The organism is Nitrosomonas sp. Nm33 (genome assembly GCF_900107265.1).
Lineage (GTDB): Bacteria > Pseudomonadota > Gammaproteobacteria > Burkholderiales > Nitrosomonadaceae > Nitrosomonas.
Genome location: NZ_FNPJ01000090.1, coordinates 1 through 10,196, shown reverse-complemented (window position 1 = coordinate 10,196; position 10,196 = coordinate 1). Strand labels below are relative to the sequence as shown.

The 10,196-nt window shown below is 44.1% G+C and carries 10 protein-coding genes, 1 tRNA gene and 1 pseudogene; 8 read left to right on the top strand and 4 right to left on the bottom strand.

Translation table 11 applies throughout. The features are described from left to right. The 4 genes and pseudogenes from BLV54_RS13485 to BLV54_RS13470 form a co-directional block, all read right to left on the bottom strand. A pseudogene (locus BLV54_RS13485) lies at positions 1 to 254 on the bottom strand (winged helix-turn-helix domain-containing protein); the annotation flags it as partial. Between the two features lie 144 nt (positions 255 to 398). Next, a tRNA-Arg gene (locus BLV54_RS13480) sits at positions 399 to 474 on the bottom strand. A 54-nt stretch (positions 475 to 528) separates the two neighbouring features. Beyond that, positions 529 to 1,812: an HlyC/CorC family transporter gene (locus tag BLV54_RS13475; RefSeq protein ID WP_090572152.1), complete on the bottom strand. Its 1,284-nt coding sequence runs from the start codon at positions 1,810 to 1,812 to the stop codon at positions 529 to 531. A gap of 133 nt (positions 1,813 to 1,945) precedes the next feature. Next, entirely contained in the window at positions 1,946 to 2,155 is a 210-nt protein-coding gene (locus BLV54_RS13470) for a DUF3460 family protein (protein WP_090572151.1), read from the bottom strand. Between the two features lie 143 nt (positions 2,156 to 2,298). On the opposite strand from BLV54_RS13470, the gene BLV54_RS13465 reads away from it, so the two are divergent. The 8 genes from BLV54_RS13465 to BLV54_RS13435 all read left to right on the top strand — a co-directional run. Beyond that, on the top strand, positions 2,299 to 3,714 hold the full coding sequence (locus tag BLV54_RS13465; RefSeq protein ID WP_090572150.1) for a homospermidine synthase: 1,416 nt from the start codon (positions 2,299 to 2,301) through the stop codon (positions 3,712 to 3,714). A 224-nt stretch (positions 3,715 to 3,938) separates the two neighbouring features. After that, positions 3,939 to 5,828, top strand: coding sequence for a tRNA uridine-5-carboxymethylaminomethyl(34) synthesis enzyme MnmG (gene mnmG / locus BLV54_RS13460; protein WP_090572149.1), 1,890 nt, complete (start codon positions 3,939 to 3,941; stop codon positions 5,826 to 5,828). 5 nt (positions 5,829 to 5,833) lie between these two features. Beyond that, positions 5,834 to 6,487, top strand: a complete 654-nt coding sequence (gene rsmG, locus BLV54_RS13455; RefSeq protein WP_090572148.1) for a 16S rRNA (guanine(527)-N(7))-methyltransferase RsmG — start codon at positions 5,834 to 5,836, stop codon at positions 6,485 to 6,487. A gap of 12 nt (positions 6,488 to 6,499) precedes the next feature. Next, positions 6,500 to 7,264, top strand: a complete 765-nt coding sequence (locus BLV54_RS13450; protein ID WP_090572147.1) for a ParA family protein — start codon at positions 6,500 to 6,502, stop codon at positions 7,262 to 7,264. Positions 7,265 to 7,314: 50 nt separating this feature from the next. Next, positions 7,315 to 8,154: a ParB/RepB/Spo0J family partition protein gene (locus BLV54_RS13445; protein ID WP_090572146.1), complete on the top strand. Its 840-nt coding sequence runs from the start codon at positions 7,315 to 7,317 to the stop codon at positions 8,152 to 8,154. Positions 8,155 to 8,314: 160 nt separating this feature from the next. Next, positions 8,315 to 9,283, top strand: coding sequence for an ADP-ribosylglycohydrolase family protein (locus tag BLV54_RS13440; RefSeq protein ID WP_090572145.1), 969 nt, complete (start codon positions 8,315 to 8,317; stop codon positions 9,281 to 9,283). Between the two features lie 191 nt (positions 9,284 to 9,474). Next, the gene (locus tag BLV54_RS16990; RefSeq protein WP_256329498.1) at positions 9,475 to 9,600 is read left to right on the top strand and encodes a hypothetical protein; all 126 of its coding nucleotides are present in this window, start codon (positions 9,475 to 9,477) and stop codon (positions 9,598 to 9,600) included. A gap of 345 nt (positions 9,601 to 9,945) precedes the next feature. Beyond that, positions 9,946 to 10,196, top strand: a 251-nt coding sequence (locus BLV54_RS13435; RefSeq protein WP_090569664.1) for an IS630 transposase-related protein, incomplete at its 3' end; no start/stop codon positions are given.

The following is a 10,196-nucleotide window of genomic DNA, read 5'->3' as shown; positions in this document are numbered from 1 at the left end:
GCACGGTTACGAAGGTCTCGTTTCATTCGAGGTGCATTCTCTTCACCACGAGCGACTCTACAGTAGCGCGTGCGCATGCTGCATGTCCATCTGATGGAACGCCCAATGGCCTTCGCCGTTTCCTCTATCGACATTTCCAATTCCAATGGCAGTAATACTGCTTGCGCCGCCCTCAATTCAGCCGCTGTTTTAGCTGTCCTCAACAATTCTCGGGCTGATACCAATTGATCTATTCCACTCGCTTTTCTTGCCATGATTTTTTCCTCTAATTCATGGCTATATTGTTTCATTTCTTCATTTTTCAATGCGAATTGGAATTATTTATACTGTCTACGGTTCGCCTTCGCGTCATGTTTGATTTAGAAATGGAATGAGTAGCTTTAGTAGCGAGTAACTGATGGCGCGCCCAACACGATTCGAACGTGTGACCCCCGCCTTCGGAGGGCGGTACTCTATCCACTGAGCTATGAGCGCTTAAAACTTTAAATTGCAAATATAGATTTGCAATAAAGAAAAATCTGTTTGAATTTATTCGCTTAACCCAGACTTTGGCAAAGCCGGATAAATACGGACAACTTTGACCGCTTGATTTTTTGTTTGAATAATTTCCATGGGATATCCAGCTATATTTAATCCAATTCCTGCCTCGGGGATATCCTGAAAATGTTCCAAAATCAAACCGTTTAAAGTTTTGGGTCCGTCTAAAGGCAAATGCAATCCAAGCTTTCGATTAAGGTCACGCAATAAAATACTTCCTTCAACAATTATACTACCATCTGGCTGCCGAATGAACGTGCTAGTCTGAGTAGGTGGGTGTGTTGTAAATTCACCAATAATTTCCTCAAGAATATCTTCCAAGGTTACTAATCCTATCCACTCACCATACTCATCAACAACCAAACCTATTCGTTTCCGATTTTCCTGGAATAGTTGCAATTGTGAAAACAGGGGTGTGCCAGAAGGAATGAAATAAGGCTCCTGCATAACTTTCTCAAGTATTGCCGCAGTAATTTTTCCACCTCTCATTTGATTGAATATTTTGCGTACGTGAATGATTCCGACAACATTATCAAGATGTCCGTGATATACCGGCAATCGAGTATGATGGCAAGTCAGCAGTTGATCATGGATAGCTTCATCATCACCCTCCAGATCGATGGCTTCAATCTGACCTCGTGGCACAATGACATCGTCAACGGTAACGGTTTCAAGATCAACCAGATTAATCAGTACGCTTTGATGTTTCTTCTGGATGAAATGACCTGCTTCCAGAACAAGCATTTTAAGTTCTTCTGGACCGATTTTATGACTAGTATTTTCCTTAAGTTTCAGGCGAAAGAGGATTAAAAGCCCTTGGACGAAAAGATTAACAAACCAAACTGCAGGATAGAAAATTTTTAGTAATGGTGTTAATACATAGCTTGCCGGTAATGCAACTTTCTCTGGATAGGCAGCGGCAATAACTTTGGGTGTAATTTCGCTGAATATCAATATTGCCAGTGTCACAGATATTGTGCCGATAAGCAGAGCCAAATCATTGTGCGCAAAGAATATAGAAATGATTACTGCAACCAGTGTTGCAGCAGCTGTATTCAACAGATTATTTCCAAGCAGGATGACACCGAGCAATTTGTCGGTATTGACTAGCAATTGAGTCGTTAAGCGAGCGCCACGATGCCCCTGTTTGGCAAGATGCTTCAAGCGATAGCGATTAATTGCCATCATGCTGGTTTCAGAAAGAGAAAAGAAACCAGATAAAATTAGTAATAAAATTAATACTACAAGTAATATAGGTAATGGTATGTCTTCCAAATGGCTTTATCCTCGTGATTTTCCACAATCAAAGCGCAAAAACAACTTTGGTCCCATACTAACTTATGAATTAGTTTCAGTTGCTGGTAAACATATATTATTGAAGAATAAGAAGGTTTTTTATCTTTTTAATCTATTTCTGTAGCCAATCGAAATAAACATAACTCTTTTGCGGAACTTCCGACTCGTTAAAACGCTTAAGTTCTTCTTGATTCACTTTCTTATCCCACCAAATAGCGCGAGCTTCCTTTTGCTGCTCGATCAGGTGCGGTCTTTTTGCAAATAATTCTCGCATAAATTTGGTATGCTCAGATTCATAATTGTCTATAGTTGGTTTGCTCATAATATTAATAATTTGTAAAATTCAACCCACAATTGATTTGATTGCTTTTGTAAATGTAACTATTGCTAATGATAACTTCATAATGATAACTTCAACTAGGTAAATTATAAAAGAAGAAAAATTATTAAGAAAAGATTAAGCTAATGGTTAATGAAAAGCTATTCAAATTTAATGGGAAATTTATATTTATCGGCTTTGGGAGTGTTGGGCAGGGATTTCTTCCCTTACTATTAAGGCATGTTGATATTTTATCTGCTCAGATTAGGATTATTGCTGCAGATGAAAGGGGCAGAATTGAAGCAGAAAGTCAGAATATCTCATTTGAGGTTAATCTGCTTACACCGCTGAATTATCGTCAGATACTTGGCCCCCTCCTAGAGCCTGGTGATTTTTTGCTTAATGTATCTGTTAATGTATCCAGTCTGGCGTTGATTGAATTATGTCACACACGAGGTGCGCTTTATCTTGATACCTGCATTGAGCCTTGGATGGGTGACTATGCTAATGCCAGTTTATCGCTTTCTGATCGCTCTAACTATGGGTCACGTGAAAAAGCGTTGGCGCTCCGTCGAAAATTAGGAGATGGTCCAACAGCCATTCTTTGTCATGGCGTTAATCCTGGTCTTGTTTCTCATTGGGTTAAGCAGGCGCTTCTCAATATCGCGCATGATATCGGAGTAGATTTAGAGACTCCAGAAACGCGGGATCAATGGGCAAAATTAGCACAAATGCTAAATATTTCTGTCATCCAATGCGCAGAGCGTGATACGCAAGCAATCAATCCACCGAAACGGATTGATGAGTTTGTTAATACATGGTCAATTGATGGCTTTGTCTCTGAAGGAATACAGCCTGCGGAGCTGGGGTGGGGAAGCCATGAAAAGCATAAACCATCTGATGGAAGACGTCATGGTTTTGGTTGTGATGCTGCTATTTATTTGGAACGGCCGGGTGTTCAAACACAGGTTTATGGCTGGACTCCGCTTGAAGGCGCTTATCGCGGTTTTTTGATTACTCATAATGAATCCATTTCGATTGCAGACTATTTAACAGTCAAAGATGGAAATAAGCTTTGCTATCGTCCAACCGTTTATTATGCGTATCATCCTTGTGATGCCGCCGTTTTGTCGGTACACGAATTCAATGGAAAGAATTTAAAGCTGCAATCAAAAACTCGTTTGCCTATGGATGATATTTATGATGGTGCCGATCAGCTTGGGGTGTTATTGATGGGGCATTCCAAGGGGATATATTGGTATGGTTCGGTATTGTCCATTCATGAGGCGCGGAAGCTTGCTCCTTACAATAATGCCACTAGCTTGCAAGTGGCGGCAGGCGTGTTGGGGGGGGTAATCTGGGCTATGAAAAACCAGGAAGCGGGCATCATTGAGCCTGATGAAATGCCTTTTGAAGACATCCAGAAAGTGGCAGCTCCTTACTTGGGGAAAATGGTTGCGCAGTATAGTGACTGGACGCCACTTAAAGGACGAGGTGAATTGTTTGAAGAAGATTTGGATAAAAGTGATCCATGGCAATTCAAGAATTTTCGTGTCACTTGAATGACCATAGATAACTCTAATTTTCGGGATTTAGGTGGAAGTAAAGTAACGAAGTACTTTGCCTGATTTTTGATCTATCTAAATGAGTTTCAGTTTGATGTAGATCAACAAATAATGTTTCACGTGAAACATATTGTTTCCAAGGCTTAACTTTTTGTGAATAATAATGCTGAATGGCTTAGAATTAAACAGTGATTTGATTATTGGTATTACAACGCACATTTATGAGCTTTTTTGAAAACTTTGATGTTATCGTGGTAGGTGGCGGTCATGCAGGAACAGAGGCAGCGCTAGCGGCTGCTCGCATGGGACAGAAAACATTGCTGCTTACCCATAATCTCGAAACGTTAGGGCAGATGTCCTGTAATCCATCCATAGGTGGTATAGGCAAAGGGCATTTGGTCAAGGAAATCGATGCCTTGGGTGGCGTGATGGCTGAGGCCATTGACGAGGCGGGGATACAGTTCCGAACGCTTAATTCAAGTAAAGGCCCTGCTGTGCGGGCGACACGGGCTCAGGCTGATCGCGTACTTTATCGGCAGGCTATTCGCAGGCGTCTGGAGAATCAGCCCAACTTGTGGTTGATTCAACAGGCAGTAGATGATCTGGTATTACAAGGTGATCGGGTTGTGGGAGTAGTTACCCAACTGGGCGTTAAATTCTTTGCACGAGCAGTCATCTTGACAACCGGGACCTTTCTGGCTGGATTGGCGCATGTGGGCAATAGTAATTTTCAAGCTGGCAGAGCAGGTGATCCGCCCTCAATCAGTCTTGCTCAGCGACTGCGTGAGATAAAATTACCGGTAGGGCGTCTTAAAACCGGTACACCTCCGCGTATCGATGGGCGCAGTATTGATTATTCTTTGCTGCAGGAACAACCTGGTGACGACCCTGTGCCGGTATTTTCGTTTCTGGGCAATGTGGCGCAACATCCACGCCAGATATCTTGCTGGATTACACGCACGAATCGTCAGACGCATGACATCATTCGCGATGGCCTGGATCGCTCCCCTTTATTTACAGGAAAGATAGAAGGGATAGGGCCACGTTACTGCCCATCAATCGAAGACAAAATCGTTCGCTTTTCTGATAGAGATTCGCATACAATTTTTCTTGAGCCTGAAGGACTGGATACACATGAAGTGTATCCTAATGGTATTTCGACCAGCCTGCCTTATGACGTGCAAGTTAATTTGGTACGCTCGATCAAGGGATTGGAAAATGCTCATATTACCCGCCCTGGTTATGCTATCGAATATGATTATTTTGATCCACGCGCACTTAAAAACTCACTAGAAACCCGTGCTATTGAGGGGTTGTTTTTTGCGGGTCAAATTAATGGGACAACAGGTTATGAGGAAGCGGCTGCGCAGGGATTACTGGCTGGATTAAATGCCAGTCTTAAAGTGCAGGGACGCGAAGTATGGTACCCACGCCGTGACGAAGCCTATCTGGGCGTATTAGTGGATGATCTGATAACTCGTGGCGTGACGGAGCCTTATCGCATGTTTACCAGTCGTGCAGAATATCGTTTACAGCTACGAGAAGATAATGCAGATATGCGATTGACAGAAATAGGCTATCGGTTAGGGGTAGTCAGCGAAACGCGCTGGCAAGCGTTCATGTTTAAACGTGAGGCCATTGAAACTGAGCAAGAAAGATTACGAAATATATGGGTGCGTCCTGGTATGTTGCCAGAGGCGGATTTAATAAGCGTGCTTGGTAAGACTATTGAAAAAGAATATTCATTGTACGAATTGTTACGTCGCCCGGATGTGACTTATACGGGATTAATGGCGATGCTAAGCGTAGAAGGTGGTGTTGCCGATGAGAAAGTTACTGAACAAGTGGAAATCAATGTTAAATATGAAGGGTACATTGAGCGCCAGAAACAAGAAGTCGCACGCCATACTGCCTATGAAATGACGAGCTTGCCAAAAGACATTGATTACCGGAGTGTGCGCGGTCTTTCTAGCGAAGTACAACAAAAGCTAAATCAGCATAAACCTGAGACGATCGGTCATGCGGCGCGAATTTCTGGTATTACGCCTGCGGCTATTTCCCTGTTACTGGTCCATCTGAAGCGTGGTTTCGTGTTATCGGAAATAAAATAAAAAATATGAGCATAGAAAAGCAGCTACTGGAAGGTCTTAATAAACTTGAGGTTGGTTTGTCTGAAGAGCGGGAGCGGATTAGCACTCACTTGGCACAATACATCCTATTCCTGGATAAATGGAATCGTATCCATAATCTGACCGCAGTGCGTAAACCAGAAGAAATGGTGACCAAGCATGTGCTCGATAGCCTAACGTTGCTCCCTATTATTAGTGGGACTCATCATGCTGATGTCGGCGCTGGCGCGGGCCTTCCTGGTATTCCGTTGGCAATTGCCCGACCTGATTGGCATTTGACCTTGATTGAAAGTAATCAGAAGAAGGCTGCTTTTTTAAAACAGGCTTGCATTGAATTAGCGTTGAAAAATGTCGAGGTGGTTTGTGAGCGTGCTGAACGCTTCTTTCCCTCCGAGAAATTCGATACGGTAATTTCTCGGGCTTTTGCTGATCTGCTTACTTTTGTCAAATCTGCAGCGCATTTATGTACCAAGAATGGCAAAAGCAGATTGATCGCGATGAAGGGCAGATTTCCCGATGCGGAGCTGATGCAATTACCTGAGCAATTTGAAGTTGAAAAAGTATTACGTGTCATGGTGCCTGGGCTGAGAGCGGCGCGGCATCTGATTGTCATTAAGCCAGATCTCGAAAATCGAGATTAAGGAGTAGACACGGTGGTAAAAATTCTTGCGATCGCCAATCAAAAAGGAGGAGTGGGTAAAACAACGACGGGCATCAATCTGGCTGCAAGTCTGGTTGAAGCCGGTAAACGTGTACTTTTAATAGATCTGGATCCGCAAGGAAATACTACCATGGGGAGCGGCATCGATAAACGTAGCTTGCAACAAACGGTTTACCATGTTTTGTTGGGTGAGCAACCTCTCACAGAGGTAAGGATTATTTCCACGCCGGGTAAATATGATTTGATCCCGGCCAATCAGGATCTGGCTGGTGCTGAGGTAGAAATGGTCAATCTGGAACAGAGAGAATCCCGCCTCAAAGCAGCGTTGCAAAATGTGAGGGAAGAATATGATTTCATCCTTATGGATTGCCCGCCGGCACTTAATTTGCTGACACTGAATGGTCTGTGTGCAGCACACTCAGTAGTGATTCCAATGCAGTGCGAATACTTTGCACTGGAGGGATTAAGTGATCTGGTCAATACTATCAGAAAGGTGCGGCATAATTTTAATCCTATTCTTAAGATTGAAGGCTTGTTACGAACCATGTTTGATCCTCGTAACGTTTTGGCAAAGCAGGTTTCCGATCAACTGCAACAGCATTTTGGCAAAAAAGTATACCGCACTGTGATCCCGCGCAACATCCGATTGGCAGAGGCACCTGGATTTGGTGTGCCTGTTTTATTTCATGACAAATTATCGAAAGGGGCACAAGCTTATCTTGCTCTTGCGAAAGAGATCATGGACGCTGCAGCTTAAAATGCTAGATTATCGGGATAAATTAGAAAAAGGCAGGCAATTAAGAGTAAATGGCTAAGATAAAAGGTCTGGGAAGAGGGCTTGACGCATTATTGTCAGGTAACCACGACGATCATGCGTTAGTAGAATCCTTGCGGCATCTGGAAATCGATTTGTTGCAACCAGGTAAATACCAACCCCGTACCAGCATGGATCAAACATCTCTGATGGAATTATCCGAATCCATCAAGGCACAAGGTGTGATGCAACCCATTCTGGTGCGTCCGGTGACTGCGGAACGTTATGAAATCATTGCAGGTGAGCGTCGCTGGCGCGCTGCGCAACTGGCTGGGCTAAGCCAAGTTCCCGTAATCATTCGTGAGGTACCAGATGAATCAGCGTTGGCAATGTCACTCATTGAGAATATTCAGCGTGAAAATCTGAACCCGTTAGAAACTGCCATGGGCATCCAGCGGCTCATCAAAGAGTTTGACATGACCCATCAAACGGCAGGTGAGGCACTGGGAAACTCACGCAGCGCAATTTCAAATTTACTACGACTGCTTAATCTGACTGAGCCTGTGCAAGAATTGATGATGCAAGGGAAAATCGATATGGGGCATGGACGTGCGCTGCTCGTTTTACCTGCTGCGAAACAAATTGAAATTGCTAATTTAATTGCACATAAGCAATTGTCAGTACGCGAAACTGAAAAACTGATCAAACGCATCGAGCAAGCTCCTGTAAAAAAAACGATCAAGCAAGATCGTGACTTGCTACGCTTGCAGGAAGACATTTCTTCCAAGCTGGGCGCCAATGTCGTCATTAAACCTGGAAAAAGCGGGGCAGGCAATCTGATTATTCACTACACCAGCTTGGAGCAGTTGGATGGCATTCTCTCGAAATTCTAAAAGATAGTTTGATTTCTTATTAAAAATAATTCCATTTCCAAATCAAAGATGACACGAAGGCGAGCCGCAGACAGTATAAATAATACGGCAAGGAGAAGCCGACAAAGTCAGATTTGATTTAGAAATGTAATAAATCATTAAACTAGTCTGGAGCATATAGGTGAACACACACATTCTAATCAACCCTAATGTTGCTGCCATTCTTGGCGCACTCGTCGCTGATGCAGCATCACTTGGCCTGCACTGGCTTTACGATCCAGTGCGCATTGAAGAAATAGAAAAAAATGGGGAGGTAGTATTTCGCCAACCCAATACTGCCGATTATGCAGGGGCAAGTGGCTTTTTTGCACATGGCAATAAGCAGGCGGGGGAATCCTCGGGTTATGGGGAAGTAAGTCTGTTAATGCTTAAACACTTGGCAAAACACGGTGGATTTAATCGTGCGGCTTACCAGCTCGAATTTCGCACTCATTTTGGACCGGGTGGTGAATATGTCGGTTATATCGACTCACCTACTCGCCAGACTCTACGAGTTTTATTACCGCTTGATATCGCAAGCTTCCCGGAAGTATCCGGTGCAGATGATGATCAAATGCCTGCACTCGCTACCATTCCCGCACTGGTTGCAACTCACCATGAGCCATATGATGCTCTTATGCAGCGTGTCAAAGAAGCAGTACGCATTACCAATAATAATGAAATTGCCGTTTCTGCAGCGTGCTGTGCGGCAACTGCATTGCAAGGCATATTGAATGGCAAATCGATGATTCAGGCTTTGACTGATGCTCTCGTCGTTGCCGGGAATGTGTTGAGGCCCACACTGGAGCAGGCACTTGCCATGGAGACGCTGGATAGCGTATCTGCCGCAAAGTCTTTTGGTTTAGCTTGCCATGTGACGGAAGGACTACCCATCGTCTTTCATATCGCCAAGCACGCATCAGATTACACTACTGCGATTAAAACCAATATCCGCGCTGGCGGAGATAGCTGCGGCCGTGCCATTATGCTAGGAGCATTGGTCGCTGCCCATCAAACCAAACAACAAAACCTGGCTTCTTCCATTCCATTATCCTGGCTTGCACGCTATCGCAAACTGGCGATAGCGGTTGAGGCTTGTGAGGGGATTTGAGAGAGGAAAAGGGATTATTTTATACCGTCTACTTCCGTTTGATATCGTGACTCTGGTTCACGAATTTCGCTAATGAGAGCACATTGTATTCGTCTATATAGAAGCGATCCGCACGTTCTGTCTTTATAGCAACCACATAAGGCGCAAGCTGGAGAAACTGACACGATTGGAGAGATGGATGCTGGCATTGAATGCGCGAGTGGGTTACTACAAGACACTGGTCGCAAATTGCCAATAAGCACGCGCGGATCATCTGGGCAGTACTGGCTAAAGGTGAAGCATTCGATCCGAAACATGGTGAGATCCAGCCTGCATGAATTAAATGATAACGATTTTTCTTCACTCAAACTGCAACCTTTAGCGTGATAGACAATAGGTCGGATCAGCATGGAAAGAGCCTGATAGAAAAATGCTGGCTTGCTATTCAATCGGAAGCCCGATCAGCGACCAATGGTGGAGCCGTTAACTGAATAAGGAATCCGTGTGCGGATTTTATCTTGTCCCGGCCGCGCAAGTGGCCGAATGGAGGCCGGCTATAGATCTGCAGTGACATTATCTCCGACAACGCAATCATGACTGAAGACAGCGTAAGCGAAGATGCAATCAGAGAACATGACACAAGATTTATAGCATAACCAGATAATTTTGATTATAATGCAAGGATGGCATATTCATTGGATTTTCGCCGTAAAGTCTTATCTGTTCGAGAGAAAGAAGGACTTACGATAGCCGAGGTGGCAGCGCGGTTTGATGTGGGTATAGCAAGCGTTGTTCGCTGGATCAAGCATGTTGATCGCAAACCTCAAGGGTTTCGCAAACGCAAGATTGATCTTGATGTATTGCGGCAGGATATTCTCGATTATCCCGATGCCTATCAGTACGAGCGAGCAAAACGTTTGGGCGTGGCGCAGAA